This window comes from Candidatus Chromulinivorax destructor (assembly GCF_003366055.1).
Classification (GTDB): Bacteria; Babelota; Babeliae; order Babelales; family Chromulinivoraceae; genus Chromulinivorax; species Chromulinivorax destructor.
Genome location: NZ_CP025544.1, coordinates 38,725 through 56,434 on the forward strand (window position 1 = coordinate 38,725; position 17,710 = coordinate 56,434).

The 17,710-nt window shown below is 32.8% G+C and carries 16 protein-coding genes and 1 pseudogene; all 17 read left to right on the forward strand.

All coding sequences use genetic code 11. The features are described from left to right. Positions 1 to 20 precede the first annotated feature (20 nt). Positions 21 to 1,943, forward strand: a complete 1,923-nt coding sequence (locus tag C0J27_RS00205; RefSeq protein ID WP_115585188.1) for a SurA N-terminal domain-containing protein — start codon at positions 21 to 23, stop codon at positions 1,941 to 1,943. A gap of 52 nt (positions 1,944 to 1,995) precedes the next feature. After that, positions 1,996 to 2,973, forward strand: a pseudogene (recA, locus tag C0J27_RS00210) (recombinase RecA); the annotation flags it as partial. 36 nt (positions 2,974 to 3,009) lie between these two features. Next, the gene (gene infC / locus C0J27_RS00215) at positions 3,010 to 3,546 is read left to right on the forward strand and encodes a translation initiation factor IF-3 (protein ID WP_115585190.1); all 537 of its coding nucleotides are present in this window, start codon (positions 3,010 to 3,012) and stop codon (positions 3,544 to 3,546) included. Between the two features lie 9 nt (positions 3,547 to 3,555). Beyond that, a complete protein-coding gene (rpmI, locus tag C0J27_RS00220) occupies positions 3,556 to 3,750 on the forward strand; it encodes a 50S ribosomal protein L35 (protein WP_115585191.1) in 195 nt (64 codons plus the stop codon). Between the two features lie 23 nt (positions 3,751 to 3,773). After that, positions 3,774 to 4,121 (forward strand): 50S ribosomal protein L20, encoded by a 348-nt coding sequence (gene rplT / locus C0J27_RS00225; protein ID WP_115585192.1) that lies wholly within the window; start codon positions 3,774 to 3,776, stop codon positions 4,119 to 4,121. Between the two features lie 86 nt (positions 4,122 to 4,207). Beyond that, entirely contained in the window at positions 4,208 to 4,570 is a 363-nt protein-coding gene (locus C0J27_RS00230) for a hypothetical protein (RefSeq protein WP_115585193.1), read from the forward strand. 1 nt (position 4,571) lies between these two features. Continuing rightward, complete coding sequence (locus C0J27_RS00235; protein WP_162801684.1) at positions 4,572 to 4,856, forward strand: cell division protein ZapA; 285 nt, start codon at positions 4,572 to 4,574, stop codon at positions 4,854 to 4,856. Positions 4,857 to 5,013: 157 nt separating this feature from the next. Then, positions 5,014 to 6,570, forward strand: coding sequence for a ribonuclease Y (rny, locus tag C0J27_RS00240; protein ID WP_115585195.1), 1,557 nt, complete (start codon positions 5,014 to 5,016; stop codon positions 6,568 to 6,570). Between the two features lie 3 nt (positions 6,571 to 6,573). Next, positions 6,574 to 7,392: a TIGR00282 family metallophosphoesterase gene (locus C0J27_RS00245; RefSeq protein WP_252120574.1), complete on the forward strand. Its 819-nt coding sequence runs from the start codon at positions 6,574 to 6,576 to the stop codon at positions 7,390 to 7,392. 95 nt (positions 7,393 to 7,487) lie between these two features. Next, the gene (locus tag C0J27_RS00250; RefSeq protein ID WP_115585196.1) at positions 7,488 to 8,642 is read left to right on the forward strand and encodes an ankyrin repeat domain-containing protein; all 1,155 of its coding nucleotides are present in this window, start codon (positions 7,488 to 7,490) and stop codon (positions 8,640 to 8,642) included. 237 nt (positions 8,643 to 8,879) lie between these two features. Then, a complete protein-coding gene (locus tag C0J27_RS00255) occupies positions 8,880 to 9,767 on the forward strand; it encodes a DMT family transporter (RefSeq protein WP_115585197.1) in 888 nt (295 codons plus the stop codon). Positions 9,768 to 9,895: 128 nt separating this feature from the next. Beyond that, complete coding sequence (locus C0J27_RS00260; RefSeq protein ID WP_162801685.1) at positions 9,896 to 10,543, forward strand: ankyrin repeat domain-containing protein; 648 nt, start codon at positions 9,896 to 9,898, stop codon at positions 10,541 to 10,543. A 10-nt stretch (positions 10,544 to 10,553) separates the two neighbouring features. Beyond that, positions 10,554 to 11,438 (forward strand): DMT family transporter, encoded by an 885-nt coding sequence (locus tag C0J27_RS00265; RefSeq protein ID WP_115585199.1) that lies wholly within the window; start codon positions 10,554 to 10,556, stop codon positions 11,436 to 11,438. Positions 11,439 to 11,828: 390 nt separating this feature from the next. Further along, positions 11,829 to 13,952, forward strand: coding sequence for an ankyrin repeat domain-containing protein (locus tag C0J27_RS00270; protein ID WP_162801686.1), 2,124 nt, complete (start codon positions 11,829 to 11,831; stop codon positions 13,950 to 13,952). Between the two features lie 507 nt (positions 13,953 to 14,459). Next, entirely contained in the window at positions 14,460 to 15,620 is a 1,161-nt protein-coding gene (locus C0J27_RS00275) for an ankyrin repeat domain-containing protein (protein WP_115585201.1), read from the forward strand. Positions 15,621 to 15,822: 202 nt separating this feature from the next. Continuing rightward, the gene (locus tag C0J27_RS00280; RefSeq protein WP_115585202.1) at positions 15,823 to 17,034 is read left to right on the forward strand and encodes an ankyrin repeat domain-containing protein; all 1,212 of its coding nucleotides are present in this window, start codon (positions 15,823 to 15,825) and stop codon (positions 17,032 to 17,034) included. 259 nt (positions 17,035 to 17,293) lie between these two features. Further along, positions 17,294 to 17,527 carry a J domain-containing protein gene (locus C0J27_RS00285; RefSeq protein ID WP_286206279.1) on the forward strand — a complete coding sequence of 78 codons (234 nt, stop codon included), beginning with the start codon at positions 17,294 to 17,296 and terminating at the stop codon, positions 17,525 to 17,527. Positions 17,528 to 17,710 lie beyond the last annotated feature (183 nt).

Sequence of the window (17,710 nt, forward strand, 5' to 3'; positions counted from 1 at the left end):
CGTAATAACAAAGGATATTTATGATCACTTCATTGAGACGTTCTCTGAAAAGCAATGCGTATCGAATCTTTTTATGGATGTTTTTAGCGATTATGCTATTTGGTGGGCTGTCGTTTGATTTTACTGATAAATCAAAGTGGGCTATTAAAGTTTACAAACAAAAAATGATGGATCTTGATTGGTATCATGCGCTCATTACCAGCCAAAAACAGCTTGATTATATTGCATCACTTGGTATTAACTGGCCAAGAACTGAGCCACTAGATAAAGAAGTGTTACGTAATTCTATAAAAAAACTATTATTGCAGCACAATGCTCAAGAACTTGATTTACGAGTTCCTTCTGTTCTTGTGCAAGATCAGCTTGCAGCGGCATTACAAGGTTTGCCAGAATACTTTTTTGACGCATCAGGCAGATTGAATGTAGCAATGCTTGAAAAACAGCTTGCTCCACGTACATTTGAAAGCTTTGTTGATGAAATTGAAAATGAAATAAAAGCAAATCTTATCCATAATATTGTTGATTTAAGCTCTTCATACGTTCCAAGTTTTGAAGTTGCATCACAATATACACAAGACTATGCAGATAAAAAATACACTGTTCTTACATTTTCATTGCAAAAAGCTCTTGAGCATGCAAAAAAAAATGAAGTATCAGATGAAGTTCTTGAACGCTTTTATAAAAAAAGTGAACACGGCGATGCGTATAAAACAACAGAAAAAAGAGCTGGTAATGTTTGGAAGTTTTCTGCGCATGATTATGGCATTTCAGTAAATGATCAAGAAATTTTGGCATATTATGATGAACATAAACAATCAGATTATCTTGAATCGCCAGTGCAACTACAAGTTCGTAGAATTTATATTGATGCACAGGTAGCAGGCGCACGTGATATAATTGAAGCTATTCGTGAGCAAGTCGTAGCTGATCCAGCATTATTCCAGACACTTGCAAAAAAAATCAATACAGAAAAACCAAAAGGGCAAGGCGCGCAACGCACTGATTTCTTTGCAAAAGATTCAACAAAGTATGATGCAGTTTTGGTTCAAGCAGCTTTTGAGCAGTTACATACTGATCTTGCTATCTCTGATGTTATTAAAACAGATGCTGGCTACGAAATCTTACAACGTGTTGCTCGCAAATCAGCAAAATATAAAACTTTGTCAGACGTGAAAAATGAAATTAGTTCAATGTTGCTTGCTCAGAAATTTGAAAAAAGATTTCAGCAAGATGCGCAACGTGTAGCAGGTCACGCTGATTATAATAATTCTCAAGCAGTTGCATCGTTCATTGAAAAACGCAAAGGTCACAAAGAACATATATCACTTGAGTCGAGAAAATCTGACGTTATCAGCATGCATTTATTTCAAACTGACAAAGACCATTATGCAGTGTTTATGGACGGTAAACATGGAATATTGTTGCAATGCACCGACGTATCTAAAAAAACATTAAAACCATTTGATCAAATAAAATCGACTGTTCTTGCTGATTACTATGCAAAGCAAGCGCAACAAAATTTACAAACTGTTGCTGCAGATGCGATGAAAGATGCATTATCAGTTGATGTGCAAGAATTAGCAAAAAAATATGATGCACAGCTGTCTCAAGCTCATTTTGCATACCAACATGGTAAAGTTGAGTCTTCAGATCTGTTACATCGTCCAGAAATTGCTCAAAAAGTTAGAAATTTAGAAGTTGTTGGTGAGATGGTTGATGTGGTAACTTCAACTGAAAGTTTCTTGATAATTCTTGATGAAGTTGCTCCAATTGATAAAAAAATCTTTGCTGAAAAAGAATTAATGATCAAAAACACGCTGTCAAGCAAGGCAAAATATAAAGGAAGAGATAGTTTTATTGCTTCTTTATATAGACGTGCTAAACTTAATTCTAAGATAGAAATTAAAGATCAACTGCTGAAAGACGCAAAAGAAACAGTATGATAAAACAAAAGAATCTTGATAAGCACGTCGAAAACGACGACTTAGATTTTAAAAAAAATCCTTAGAAGTGACGTTTGCTCAGATTCAAAAGCAGTACGGCAAGGGTTCCGTCATGCTTTTAGGAGACAATCCTATTGTTGATATTAAAACAATATCAACAGGATCGCTCCTCATCGATGATGCTATCGGTGTAGGCGGACTACCTTGTGGGCGTATTATTGAAGTCTTTGGACCAGAATCTTCGGGGAAAACAACGTTAGCATTACAAACAATTGCTCAAGCTCAAAAGGCTGGCGGCATTTGTGCATTCATTGATGCTGAACATGCTTTAGATCCAAAATATGCAGCGAAATTAGGTGTTCAAGTTGATGATTTAATCATCGCGCAACCTGATTTTGGCGAACAAGCACTTGATATTGCAGAAATGTTAATTCGCTCAGGCGCAATTGATATGATTGTAGTCGATTCTGTAGCTGCATTGGTACCTAAAGCTGAGTTAGAAGGCGATATGGGTGATACGCACGTTGGATTACAAGCTCGATTGATGTCGCAAGCCTTAAGAAAGCTGACTTCAATTGTGCATAAGTCAAACACAATATTATTGTTCATTAACCAAGTTCGTCAAACCATTAGTGGTTTGTCATTTGGACCTAAAGAGACAACGAGTGGTGGTAAAGCATTAAAGTTTTATGCATCACTTCGACTTGATATTCGAAAAATAGCATCATTAAAGAAAAATGATGTACATTTTGGAAACAAAGTTGCTGTTAAAGTAGTAAAAAATAAGGTCGCGCCGCCTTTCAAATGCGTAGAAGTAGATTTATTGTTTAATGAAGGCATTAGCAAAGAACTTGATTTACTTGACATGGCGATATTACGCAATGTGATTAAACAGTCTGGCTCATGGTTTGCATTTGGCGATACAAAATTAGCGCAAGGTCGTGAGCAAGTTGTAGCTCTTTTAAAAGAAGATCAAAAACTTGTTGCCGATATTTTGGCAAAAATCAAAAGCGCGTCGATAACTGTTTAAAAATTATAGAGATTTTTTGTAGGAGTTAATTTTACATTGAAGAAAAAAGCTCGTAAAAATCTGATAAACGATCAGATTGTCGCTGAAAATGTTCAAGTAATATCAGTAAGTGGTGAAAACCTTGGTATTGTTTCATTGAAAAAAGCTTTAGAGCTTGCACAAGTTGCTCGTTTAGATCTTGTTATGCTCGACGAACAAGACAGCGAAATTCCTTTAGTAAAAGTGATGGATTTTGGTAAAAATCTATACGCTAAGAAAAAGAAAATGGCTGAAGGTAAAAAGAAGCAAAAAGTTGTTAAAACTAAAGAGCTGAAAATGAAGCCTAAAATTGGCATCCATGATTATCAAACAAAGATGAATCAGGGTATGAAATTTTTAGAAGCTGGTAATAAGCTTAAAGTTACATTGACGTTTAGAGGTCGCGAAGTTCATTCAAAAGATGAGCGGGGAGAAGAGATGTTTGCTCAAGTTGATCAAACGTTTCTGGATGCAGGCTTAACAAATATAGCACAAGAAAACGATCTAAAAGCAGGCCCTTTTTGGTCAAGAATTTATTATTTAAAAGCAAAGTAAGGTTCAATTATGCCTAAAATGAAAACAAATTCATCAGCAAAAAAAAGATTCACAAAAAAAGGTGATGACAAGATTAAATATGCACAAGGTTACCGTCGTCACTTGTTGACTAAAAAAACAACAAAAAGAAAACGTGCATTACGCCAAGGCGCATACATCAATGCTGTTGACGTGCCAAGAATTTTAAGATTACTTCCAAATTAATTATAAGCATAAGGAATTAAATAATGTCTAGAGTAAAACGTGGCATGGTCACGAAAAAACGTCACAAACGTTTATTAAAACAAACTAAAGGTTACTACGGACAACGTAAAAACGTTTTCTGTAGAGCTAAAGAAACATTAATGCGTGCATGGGCATACGCTTTCCATGGTAGAAAATTAAAGAAACGTAACATGCGTACTTTATTTATCGTTCGTATTAATGCGGCAGTTCGCCAATTTGATTATTCATACAGTACTTTCATTGCAAGCTTGAAAAAAGCTAACATTGTTCTTAACAGAAAAATGCTTGCTCAAATCGCGGTTTTTGAACCGACTGTATTTGCAAAAATTGTTCACGCTACAAAAAAATAACTAGTTCTTGACGTAGCAAGTTTAATAATACTAGACTATGTCAAAATTGGTTTATTTATAAAAGCACCAAAACAAAGGAGAGTGTAATGGGAACAATGCCTGAAAATAAAAATGAGCAAAATTTTCAAGTGAATTATGGTCTTAATTTGACTCTTTTGGAAGAAAAAGTTGTTAGATTAGTTGATTTGGTAAAACAATTCAAACAATCTAACCTTTCTTTGCAAGAAGAAAATATGATTTTGCAGGAAGAAGTTAAACTTCAGCAAAATAACATCCAAAACTTGCAAGAAGAGAATCAAATGCTAAAACATCAGTTGATGCGCACGGAAAATTCTTTGGTTGCTGAAACGAAAGATCTTGAAGAGTTGAGTCAAGAAAAAATGATGACTAAGATGATCGTTGATGATTTGATTAGAAGTATTGATTCTTTAGTTGAACAAAAGGATTAAGTTGGACTCAGAATTAAAAAAATATCGAGCTCGTATTTTTGGAGATACCTATTCTATTGTAAGTGATGAAAAAGAGATCCTTATTTTAGAAGCGGTAAAAGTTGTTGATACTATTATGCGAGAAATAGCAGATGCATCGCAAGTTGTTGATCCTAAAAAGATTGCTATATTAACGGCTTTAAAAATAGCAGCGAGATCGCTTAATTTTGAGGCGGTTATGGAGCAAGAAAAACGCTTGTCGAGTAGAATTATGAACGTTCTTGATATGCAAGATGCTGTTTTATAAGCAAATTTTTTGTAAAAGATTTTTTAGTGTTGTTTTTATATAATAAGCCATTGGGATTATCCTTTTTGGCTTATTATTTTTTAGATATGTTTGAAATTGAAATAAAATTATAGAAATATGAATTAAAGATTGCAAAACAGCAAATAGGATTTATCCGATGATAGCAATAATATTAGTTGCAGCTGGGATAGCAGCAATACTAGCAGGAATGGTATTGTTCTATTTTGCCCAAAAAAAAATGGCTGAAGCTCAAAATCTTTTAGAGCAATCTGCTGAAAAGTGGAAAAATGCCAAACGTAATATAGAAAATGAACGACGTGAAGCCTATCTTAAAATTAAAGATGAGCTTTACGCTAAACGTAAAGAATTTGATTTCGAGTTAAAACAAGAAAAAGCTGAGCAAGATCGCTTGCGAGATAAGTTGAACGTTAAGTATGAAGCGCTTGCAAAAAAAGAGTTGAGACTTGATGACATTCGTCTTGAGTTACAACAAAAAGAGCGTGAAGTTTTAAAAATGAACGATCTTGTTCGTTTAAACGAAAGCAAGCTTAAAGTTTTATATGATGATCTTATCTTAAAACTTGAACAATTAAGCAATATGACTCGTGATGATGCAAAAAGAGCTTTAATTGCAACGCTAGAAGATGAAGTTAAACACGTGAGTGAAAAATGGATTCAAAAAGTTGAGCAAGAAGCTCGTGATACTGCAAAAAAACGTGCAGCAGATATTACGGTTACGGCAATGCAACGATACGTTGCTGACCAGGTAACAGAAATAACTTCTGGTGTTGTTCATCTTCCTAACGAAGAGATGAAGGGTCGTATTATTGGTAAAGAAGGCCGTAACATTAAAGCGCTTGAAATGGCAACAGGTATGGAATTTGTTATTGGTGATACACCAGAAACAATTACTATCTCTGGCTTTAATCCAATTCGTCGTGAAATTGCAAAGAGATCTCTTGAGCGTTTGGTTAACGACGGTCGAATTAATCCAACTCGGATTGAAGAAACAGTTGCTAAGTGCGAAGAAGAGCTTGATGAGCTGATTCAAGAATACGGTAAAAATGCTATTTTAGAATTCAACTTACAGGGTGTACATCCTGAAATCGTAACCTTACTTGGTAAATTACATTTTAGAACAAGTTTTACACAAAACGTGCTACAACACGTAAAAGAAGTTGCAATTTTTTCTCGCATGATTGCAGAAGAATTGGGACTTGATGGAAATATTGCTTTTAGAGCAGGTCTTTTACATGACATTGGTAAAGCGGTATCTGCAGACATCGAAGGGCCTCATGCTCTTGTTGGTGCAGACATTGCAAAACGATGTGGCGAATCTGATGACATTGTTAACGCAATTGCAGCGCACCATGAAGAAGTTCCCTACAAAAGTATTTATGCTCCTATCGTGGTGATAGCAGATACAATCTCTGCATCGCGTCCGGGTGCTCGTCGAGAAACATTCTCAGCGTACATCAAAAAGCTTGAAAAATTAGAAGAAATTGCAAACTCATACGATGGCGTTAAGAAAGCGTACGCTTTACAAGCTGGCCGTGAAATTAGAATTATCATCGAAGAAGATATTATGGACGATGATAAAACAGCAATCTTAGCTCGTGACGTTGCAAAACGTATCGAAGAAGAGATGAATTTCCCTGGACAGATTAAAGTAAGTGTAATTCGTGAAAAACGTGCTGTAGAGTACGCAAGGTAGATTATGAAAAAAACAATGCGAGTGTTATTGCTTGGTGATATCGTCGGAAATATTGGTCGATCTATGTTTAAAAAACATATTAAGACCTTAAAAGCTGAACATGATATTGATTTTGTTATTGTTAACGGTGAAAACAGTAATAATAACGGACGGGGAATTACATCTCGCATTGTTAATTTTTTTAAACAACATGGTGCTGATGTGATTACCAGTGGTAACCATATTTGGGACCAGTACGAGATACAAGAGTATCTTAATTCTCATCAAGATCTTTTACGTCCTGCAAATTTTCCTGCGGCATGTCCTGGTTCTGGGGTGACGATCGTTGATTGTAACGGTATTTCAGTTGCGGTTATTAACGTACAAGGTCGTGTTTTTATGCGTGAGCATACAGATTGCCCATTTCGTGCAGTTGATAAAATTTTAGCTGAAATAGCTGACAAAACTCAAATTATTCTTATAGATTTTCACGCCGAAGCAACTGCTGAAAAGCTTGCTATGGCATTTTATGTAGAAGGTCGTGTATCGGCAATCGTTGGTACACATACACACATTCCAACATCAGATGAAAGAATCTTGCCAGGGGGCACAGCGTATGTGACTGACCTTGGTATGGCAGGTTCATTTAACTCTATGATTGGCATGACCAAAGAAAGCGTTCTGCCTAATTTTTTAATGCAGATGCCATCTCGATTCATTGTTGATACTAAGCCGCCAGTTGTTATGTCTGGTGTTTGGGTCGAAATTGATATCGAGACGGGTAAAGCCCTTGCTATTGAGCGTGTACGTGTTTTAGATGAAGAGCTTTCAGGTAACGAGTAGCTTTTATTATCTTATTTATTTTAAATTTATTTTTTTCAATTATAATCAAAGTGTTATTATAATATGCAAAAAATATTTTTCTAAGAAATACATATATGAAAAAAATAAATTTACTAGTTCTCTTTTGTTCATTTTTTCATTGTATGCAATTGCATGCGTCATATGATTGTAAAAAAAATGATACGAGTGTCATGAAAATCAGGCATACTTCAGCAACTCATTCAGTTTCTATTAACAATGAAAATCTTGCTTGCCCAGATGATTCACAATTTGACTTTCATACTACCTATTATTATTTACAACACGGTTTTGATGCGTTACGTACTCATGGAGCGAGTATGAAATTTTCTGATTTTTTGCAGTATGAGACCGGTTGTGCTGTAGATACACGTAAAAAACTAGATGCAGTCATAGTACAAAAAGCTGAAAATTTTATAGCAGAAGGTATGAAAGATAGATTTTGGCAAAAACTTATGGACGATGCATTATCTTATAAAGATGCATGGATTCCTGCATTGAGCAGATCACCATTTTTAATGGATTTGAGCAATCCGGTTATTGCGTATGTCATTGCTTATAGGGAAGATTTTACGAAATCTGAATTTTTAAAATGCATTCATAATAAAAATATGCAGGGTGAAACTGTTTTTGATATAGCTATGCAAGACTATGATAAACATTCTGAATTTATCGATATGGTTATGCAGGTAGAGCCTAATATCTATCTACATACTTCAGACAATATTATTCCGTTATTGGCTTGGGCAATTAAAAATAATAAATCTCAAGTATATTCTCATTTAGTCTGTCATAAAAAAATAGATTTTAATCTTCAAGATTCTCAAGGATGGACTGCTTTACACTACGCTGTTTATAAAGATGATCTGCATGCTATACCATTACTGCTTACATCTGGATTGGATACATTGCAGATTAATATTCAGGATCATGAAGGTGATAGTGCTTTACATTGGGCATGGAGTGTAAAAACTTTATCTTGTTTATTGCAACAGCCTGGTATTGATCTAAATATTCAAAATCATGAAGGGCAAACAGCTGTACATAAACTTGCTAGGTTAAAAGGCTATCCTGAAGCGTTAGGATTATTATTAAAAGCAGGTGCTCTTGTTAACATACAAGATAATAATGGGAAAACTCCAATAGATATTGCTAAGGAATGGGAATGTTTTGGTAGTGAAACATTATTATTACAATATAAGAGACTACAAGAAAGATCTGATAAAGCCTAGGTTGAGTGAACCATATTTTTACGATAGAGATTGTCCTTACGTTTTCTATGAAAACTCATGAAATTTGCTAGCCGGTGGGCCTGATGCACTCTTTTTTGAACTAAAAAAGCGTAACGTGGCCGCCGCCACCCATGTTTGCCAAGATGAGTACAGCAATATCCAAGGTTTTTATGCACATGTACATTTGGTTTACACAGCTTAGTATGGTCGAAAATGGTCGAAAAATGAGTTAATTATATGTTTTTTATTATTATCTATAATTTTTTATCTTCTTGTATATTGCTTCTCTCTAAGTATGTGACGAATTACGCAAGTCCTTTAGTTATTACTACTATCAGGACAGGAATGGCTACCACAATTACCTTGGGGTGGTTATTTTTTTATCATAGAAATCAGCTACAACAGCTTAAAAAGCTTTCTTTGTTTGATTATACTGCAATTTTTTTGGTTGGGTTATTCCATTCTTTTTTACGATCAATGTTGAGCTTTTGGGCTATGCAGTATCTATCTGGAACCGATATTGCTTTGATGTTGTACCTTACACCATTTTTTTGTGCTGGATTTTCGTATCTATTGTGGGGTGAAAAATTAACGCGGTATCAATGGTTCGGTATTTTTATCAGTTGTATTGGTGTTTTGATTCTTGAAAGTCATTATATATTTTCATCATGTATGCAGCGACAAGCATATGCCATAATTATTTTACTTACTGCAATTATGTGTAATGCACTTGGTATGATTATTATGCGTTATTTACTCCACCAGCGAAACATTTCAATTATACTGGTAACCAGCGGGTCATTATTATGTGCTCATGGATTGTCTCTGGTTGCATTGCTTGCAACTCCAAGTTTAATCATTATGAAGGCGTCTTCATCAGAATCAATGAAATTTTTTATAGGTATCATCTTTATTATTTCTTTACTGCACAGCGTGAGCATGTATATGAAATCATGGTTACTACAAAAATATTCAGCGACATCTATTTCGTTATCATATTTTATGATGCCGTTATGGGCAAGTTTTTTTGGATACGTTCTTTTTCATGAAGTTGTTAACGTGCAATCAATTATTGCATTTTTTGTCATTACGCTTGGATTATGTATTTTTTACCGGCAAGAATAACCTATGTAGTCTGTCTGCGCGCCATTGTAGCATCCTATTTGCCGCAGTTGTAAATATCGAGTATAATTACTCATATCGTTCTTATGTTTTTTATCAAAGAAATTCCCCTTATTATAGGTTTAATAGTTATGAAAAAAGTCATATTGTTCTGTATTTCGTTGTTTGCAATGCAGCAAGTTATTTTGGCTGGTCCAATTTTGAGTAAAATAAGAGAAGCAAGCTATTATGATTTTGATGAAAAATGCTCAGTTTTTTCTGCACATGAGAAATTGACTCATGATTCTACTGATAGTGAATGCTATTCTGAAGACATGTTTGACTTCATTTCGCTAACAAGCAGCGAGCAAGATGAAGTAACTGATACGATGTCTACCTCTTCAGAGATATCGATTGAAGATGAATTGTATATGAGTTCAGTATTTGAAGAATTAGTTCAGGCTATAAAAAAAGAAAATGTTACTTGTGTGAAAAAAATAGTAGTTCATAATCCTCAAGTTATTCATATACAAGATGATTTTGGATTAACTGCATTGCATCACGCCTTTAACTTGGAAGATGGGTATGAACTCAATGCTTCAATTATTAAATTATTAATTGATCATGGCGCTGATACAACAAAAGAAGATATTGAAGGGATTACTCCTGAAAATCTTGTAGAAAGTTATAAAAATAAAATAAAACGAGATTGCACAGCAACTGATGAAGACTTTCAGATTATTTCTCAAGTATACCAATCAATGAGCCCTGATTCACCTCAATTACGCAAAAGATTTTAAAGGAGATATTTTGTATTTAGTTTTTTTCTTATACGCGCTTTTAGCTTCTACTTTTTCTATAGGTAAGTTATTACTTGGCGTTTTACCTCCGATATTTTTAATTGCAATTCGCATGATTATTTCTGGTGCATTGTTAACATCTATCTGGTACTTTTTCTATACTGATAAAAAAATTCGTACAGCTGACTTGTGGTTATTTGGTATGGTTGTTGTATTCCATATTTTGTTTCCGTTTATGAGTGAGTATATTGCCTTACAAGATATGTCACCATCATCAGCGTGTTTGCTCTATAATTTATCACCATTTTTTTCTGCGTTGTTTTCCTACTTCATATTTGATGAAAAAATGACACCAAAAAAATGGATTGGTTTTTCAATTGGGCTTGCAGGGATAGTGTGGTACGTTGGCAGTCAGCAAGCAATTGATGTCAATGTTTCATGGGCAAATGTATTGATGCTATTTTCGGTTATTACCTCATCACTTGGTTGGATCTTTGTCCGATTACTCGTTAAAAATCGTGGCTATTCAACGATGCTGGTTAATGGATTTGCTATGCTTGTTGGTGGTTTAGTTGCTTTACCTGTATCAAGTATATTTGAAGGTCCAGTCGATATAAGTTTTTCGCAACTACCTTACATTGCAGGTTTGCTCACCATTATGATTCTTATCACCAATGTTTTGTTTTATAATTTGTATGGCTATCTTTTAACAAAGTATACGGCAACATTTTTATCATTTGTTGGTTTTGTAACGCCACTTTTTTCAGCGTTATTTGAATGGTTCTTTTTTGGGACCATGATGAGTTTAAATTTTATATGTACCGTGTCTGTTGTTGGTATTGGAATTTTTATATTTTACCAAGAAGAGCTTAAACAAGGGTATATTTCTCGATAATCTATAAAGAATATAGAATTATGTTGCGCTATAAACTTTTGTTTATATTTTAAAATTTTTATGGCCATAGATTAAATTTCAATCTATGGCTTATTTTTTTGTATTCAAAAAAATTATAGATGCCACCGCCACACAGTATTTCAGCAGGTGAACACAGCGATATCGTAAAATTTTACATTATTTTTAATGACTTGCCTGCAGGTCTCCTAAATTTTTATAAAAAACATCAAGCAAATTTTGTAAATCTTATTTGTATTTATTGTGAGTAATAATTTTTAATTAAGGATGTTTTTTTGCAGCAATTGTTTTCTGTTTGAGGTTTGTGGTAGACTGTCTTTGTACTTTTTAAAATAAAAATTAATAAATATACTCATAATGTGGAGTTTGATTATGAAAAAATTACTATTGCTATTAATGATGATGCATTATCAATCATGTGTGATGGGCTCAGCAGCAATAGAGTCAAAAGAAGATTCTGATTATGAATCTGAATCGGGTTATCAGTCAGATTCTTATGCTTATGATTCTGGTTATGAATATAACTCTGATGGAGATGATGATGAAGATTATCAAATTAATACTCAAGCTGACGCGATTGATAGATTTATAAGTCAAAATAACCCACTGCTTAAAGAATTTAAAAAAATTCACGAGCAAGATCCAACTCAAGACACTTTAGAGAGTTATCTGGAGAAGCAATTTAATCAATATCAGAATATTTCTCATGTTAATTATGATCAAATAGCACAAGATGCTCAAAATTATATTGATTTTGCTAGAGCCGAACAATTAAAAGATAGCAAAAGTAAGAATCAAAATAATCATTTTTATATTCATCAAAATAAGCTATTAAAAGAACTTCATGATAACAAAAAAAGATTTCTTACAATTCCAGAAGAATATATTGTCAGTTCTAAAAAAATATTTTCTATTGATGAAAATAATAAAAAAACAGGTAGTGATGAAGGACTTGTTACTATTGATCAATATGATGGCAATCATAATTATCAATTTAATGAGGATGATAGGGATACATTTACACATCTTATTGAACATAATTCTCAGCTGAGAGAAGGATTTAAGTTGATACGTGAGCACAATGGAGGCTCATATAGTTTTTTTGGCAATTTTTTAAAAGAAGCTATGACAGAAAATGGTTATGATGTAGGAACTATAATTTTTGCTGCTTATAAATACATTGCAGATAATACAAAAAATCACTTTTTATCAGTTTTAAAAGATGCGATTGAACACGATAAAAAATTTGTAGATATAGAAGATCCACTATTTTTGTTTGTGCTTTCCCTTAAAGGTGATTTTATGAAAGATTTTATTTTTAATTGGATAGATGAAACATACAATTTTAGGCAAGGCTTTGCTTTGGTACAAAATAATAGCTTTAAAGATGTTATAGAAAATTATCTTGGAGAAGAGAATTTTGATATTGTGAGTAATATTATTTTTGTACAAAATTCTTTAGTAGAACAAATGGAACCTTTATTTATAGCTGCTACACAAGATATTAATATAGCACATGTTCAAGCACATGAAATTGAAAATCCAATTTTTTTGTACATCTTACATACTGAATGGATAAGAAATGTTGTCCCTACATGGTTACAGCATAATAATATTACTCTTAAAACCGTAGAAGAAATATTTTCTAGCGTTCGTAAAAATAATATTTTAGATATCATGTTGTTTATTATCATGGGTGGAAATCCAAACGTTACTGAACGTTATCAGGCCCAATCATTATTAATGACAGCTATAGTATCGGGTCATAGCAATATAGTTTCTTTTTTACTTAGACAGCCAGAAATTGATGTAAATTATCAAGATAAAGATTGGCGAACAGCTTTATTAATTGCTAGTTCAACAAATAAAGTTGAAATTGTTAAGATGTTACTTAATCATAATGACATCAGCGTTAATTTAGCTTCTAAAGATGGCAATACTCCCTTATATAGAGCGGCAAGTAATGGACATGTTGATATTGTTGAAATTTTATTAAATGATTCCCGTATACATGTAAATGTAACTAATACTGCAGGTGTAACAGCATTAATGATGGCCAGTATGCAAGGGCATACAGCAATTGTTAGAAAATTACTGGAACACCCAGGTATTGAAATTAATGCTCAAGATAGAAATAAATTATCTGCATTAATGAAAGCTGCTGCAAAAGGCCATGAACAGATAGTTAGAATGTTAATGGCAGCAGGAGCAAGAATAGATTTTGTAGATGACAATGGATTTAATGCATTTATACTTGCTGCAAAATCAGGGCATGTTGATACGGTAAAATTTTTACTTAATCATATTGATAATAAAAATATTCAAGATAATAGTCAGCGTACAGCTCTTTTTTATGCTGCACAAAATGGCCATACTGAAATGGTCAGATTATTATTTAATGCAGGAATTGATAAAAACATTCAAGATAAAAATGGCAAAACTGCTTATGATGTTGCAATAAATCGCGAAATAGAAAATATTCTTAGAGCAAGATGAAAAAACAGGCATAAATTTTTAAGTGGTACAAAAATGAAATAGAATCACCAATCAATTGATTGGTGATTCTATTTCATTTTTTATGAGCATGTTTGTAATATACAAATATACTACTTATCGCGTTCAAGCACTCTATTGATTTGGATATATTTTTATCTATTGATTTCTTATTGTAATTCTTGTTGAGTTTGTAGTGTCGTATAACTTCTAAGGCGCTAATCTTAACATTTAAGATAAAAATTGAGAAAAAACTATAATTCTAGGTTGTGTGAAGCAAATTTAAAATAGTGGACAATCCTACGATTCATCTTGGCAAACAGTGGTGGCGGCTGCCACGTTACACTTTTTTAATATAAATTTTTCATATTAATATTTTCTTATCTATTGATTTCTTATTGTAATTAATGTTAATTTCTTAAAGAGTTATAATTCATAGTGTAAAAATGTTTAAAATGTAATTGAATGATACCGTAGATAAAATAAATAATTTTAAAAAAAGGGTTAGTGATGAAAAAGACAAAAATATTGATATTGTTAATGCTTAATTTGCAATTAGTTATATCTGCAGCGCAAGAAGCCGCACAAAATTCTCAGCCTGAGCAGCAAAATATAAACGAAGAACAAATTACTATTGATTCAAAAAGTATTCCTATAAAAAATATACGAGATGTATTTTTAACAACTCTCAATACGGCATCAAAACAGCGTAAAAAATTAAGTGAATATAGTGATCCGATATTTGTGTATGTGATGAAGCATAAAGATACTGATATGCGCGATATTGTTTATTCATGGTTAAATACTCAAGATAAAAATGGAGAGACTCCATTGCATCGTGCTGTTTCACGTCATAATGATGAAGATATAATAGAGATGTTGTTGTCCAATGAATTCGTTAAAATAGATGTTCAAGATATAAATGGAGAAACTCCATTGCATCGTGCTGTTTCAAGTCATAATGAATACATGGCAAGTGTGTTGGTTTATATGGGTGCTGATCTAAATATTCAAAATAAAAATGGACAAACACCTTTACATTATGCTGTCTTAGACAACGATACAAAAATAGCTTGGATGCTGCTTAATATGGGTGCTGATCTAAATATTCAAAATAAAAATGGACAAACAGCTGAACAAATTGCTAAAACTCCAGAAATGAAAGCACTTTTAGCTCGAGCGCAAAAAAATATATTTCAGTTTGCAATTCTTGCAGAAGATAATAATAAAGAAAGAGTAAGGATGTTAATTGCTGCAGGTGCTGATGTAAATATTAAAAATGAATTTGATATTTCACCATTATATTGTGCAGTTGCAATTAATAATGATGCAGAAATAGCACGTATGTTAATTGATGCAGGTGCTGACGTAAATCTTAAAGCTGACGTAAATTTTGAAAATGAATATGGTCTTACACCATTGTATAGAGCAGTTTCACATAATAATAAAGAAATAGTAAAGATGTTGATTGATGCAGGTGTTAATGTAAATATTCAAACTAAAGATAGAGAAACAGCATTGCATTTGGCAGTTGAAAATAATAATGCAGAAATAGTGAAAATGTTGATGGCTGCAGGTGCTGATGTTGTAACCATTCAAAATAAAAATGGACAAACAGCTGAACAAATTGCTAAAACTCCAGAAATGAAAGCGATTCTTTCTAAAAAATAAATTTAGATAGGTAATCGACTAGTTTGACTCGTGAGATTTTTCTTGCTTGGCCTTCATATTTAGTTAAAAAAATGATGTTTGTATAAAAAATTCTATTTTTGCCGTCAGGCTTAATAGGAAGTATCGTGCAAACATCAAATGTTTAAAATGTAATTGAATGATACCGTAGATAAAATAAATAATTTTAAAAAAAGGGTTAGTGATGAAAAAGACAAAAATATTGATATTGTTAATGCTTAATTTGCAATTAGTTATATCTGCAGCGCAAGAAGCCGCACAAAATTCTCAGCCTGAGCAGCAAAATATAAACGAAGAACAAATTACTATTGATTCAAAAAGTATTCCTATAAAAAATATACGAGATGTATTTTTAACAACTCTCGATACTGCATCAAAACAGCGTAAAAAATTAAGTGAATATCGTGATCCGATATTTGTGTATGTGATGAAGCATAAAGATACTGATATGCGCGATATTGTTCTTTCATGGTTACGTGAATGGGGTAATACTCAAGATAAAAATGGAGAAACTCCATTCCATCGTGCTGTTTCACGTAATAATGAAGACATAATAGAGATGTTGTTATCCAATGAATTCGTTAAAAAAGATGTTCAAAATAAAAATGGACAAACACCATTACATTATGCTGCCTTAAACAACGAAGAACGAATAGCTCGGATGTTGATTGATAAAGGTGCTGATGTAAATACTCAAACTAAATATAGAGAAACAGCATTGCATTTGGCAGTTGAAAATAATAATGCAGAAATAGTGAAAATGTTGATGGCTGTAGGTGCTGATTTTACTATTCAAAATAAAAATGGACAAACAGCTGAGCAAATTGCTAAAACTCCAGAAATGAAAGCAATTTTAGCTCAAGCTCAAAAAAATATATTTAGTCGTGCAATTGCTACAAGATATAATAATAAAGAAAAAGTAAGGAGGTTAATTGCTGCAGGTGTTGATGTAAATATGAAAGATGAATCTGAAATGACACCATTGTATTTTGCTGCAAGAGCTAATAATCTAGAAATAGTAGGTATGTTAATTGATGCAGGTGCTGACGTAAATATTAAAGATGAATCTGGTTTTACACCATTGTATGTAGCAATATCAAATAGTTATCAAGATCATCCTTCAATTTCTAATCCTTATCCTTCAGCATTTACTAGCGTAAGATTAGATAATAATAAAGAAATAGTAAAGATGTTGATTGATAAAGGTGCTGATGTAAATACTCAAACTAAATATAGAGATACAGCATTGCATTGGGCAGTTGAAAATAATAATGCAGAAATAGTGAAAATGTTGATGGCTGCAGGTGCTGATGTAACTATTCAAGATGAAAATGGACAAACAGCTGAGCAAATTGCTAAAACTCCAGAAATAAAAGCGATTTTTTCTAAAAACTAAATTTAGATAGGTAATCGACTAGTTTGACTCGTGAGATTTTTCTTGCTTGGCCTTGATATTTGGTTGAAAAAATGATGTTTGTATGAAAAATTCTATTTTTGCCGTCAAGCTTAATAGGAAGTATCGTGCAAACATCAATTGCTAAAACTCCAGAAATTAAAGCGATTTTTCTAGAACTCAATTTAATCCAGCTGAGCAAGCAACTGAATCATTAGGTCAAAATGAAACAAATATCATAGATAGAAGAAATGATTTTACTATATTAGGGCTTACTCCAGGGCAGGCAACAATGTCTGATGTTAAAAAAGCTTACTTGAAATTGAGTTTAATTTATCACCCTGATAAAAATAAAGGCAGTGAAAAACTAGCAACTGAAAATTTTACTTTAATAAGTAATGCCTATGATAGTATAAAAAAATATTACGAAAATGTATGTGATAGTGACGATGCGTTTTTTCAAGCTCTATCAGTTGGCAAGTACAGAACTTTTTAACGTATAGTTTAAAAACTTGATTTTATTCTATTTTTTTATGAAAAGCAAAGCTCAAAAATATATATTTTTGAGCTTTGCTTTTTTAAGACTCTTTCGACTCTTTTTAATTTTTCTTAATAAAATAATAATAATTTAGCAATGTTGCTTCGCTCATCTCCCAGGCTTCGCATAAAGCTATGCCGG

Excerpts from the sequence above, each read along its gene's own strand:
- C0J27_RS00205 (WP_115585188.1), top strand. The coding sequence starts at position 21 with ATGATCACTTCATTGAGACGTTCTCTGAAAAGCAATGCGTATCGAATC.
- rpmI (WP_115585191.1), top strand. The coding sequence starts at position 3,556 with ATGCCTAAAATGAAAACAAATTCATCAGCAAAAAAAAGATTCACAAAA.
- rplT (WP_115585192.1), top strand. The coding sequence starts at position 3,774 with ATGTCTAGAGTAAAACGTGGCATGGTCACGAAAAAACGTCACAAACGT.
- C0J27_RS00230 (WP_115585193.1), top strand. The coding sequence starts at position 4,208 with ATGGGAACAATGCCTGAAAATAAAAATGAGCAAAATTTTCAAGTGAAT.
- rny (WP_115585195.1), top strand. The coding sequence starts at position 5,014 with ATGATAGCAATAATATTAGTTGCAGCTGGGATAGCAGCAATACTAGCA.
- C0J27_RS00245 (WP_252120574.1), top strand. The coding sequence starts at position 6,574 with ATGAAAAAAACAATGCGAGTGTTATTGCTTGGTGATATCGTCGGAAAT.
- C0J27_RS00250 (WP_115585196.1), top strand. The coding sequence starts at position 7,488 with ATGAAAAAAATAAATTTACTAGTTCTCTTTTGTTCATTTTTTCATTGT.
- C0J27_RS00255 (WP_115585197.1), top strand. The coding sequence starts at position 8,880 with ATGTTTTTTATTATTATCTATAATTTTTTATCTTCTTGTATATTGCTT.
- C0J27_RS00260 (WP_162801685.1), top strand. The coding sequence starts at position 9,896 with ATGAAAAAAGTCATATTGTTCTGTATTTCGTTGTTTGCAATGCAGCAA.
- C0J27_RS00270 (WP_162801686.1), top strand. The coding sequence starts at position 11,829 with ATGAAAAAATTACTATTGCTATTAATGATGATGCATTATCAATCATGT.
- C0J27_RS00275 (WP_115585201.1), top strand. The coding sequence starts at position 14,460 with ATGAAAAAGACAAAAATATTGATATTGTTAATGCTTAATTTGCAATTA.
- C0J27_RS00280 (WP_115585202.1), top strand. The coding sequence starts at position 15,823 with ATGAAAAAGACAAAAATATTGATATTGTTAATGCTTAATTTGCAATTA.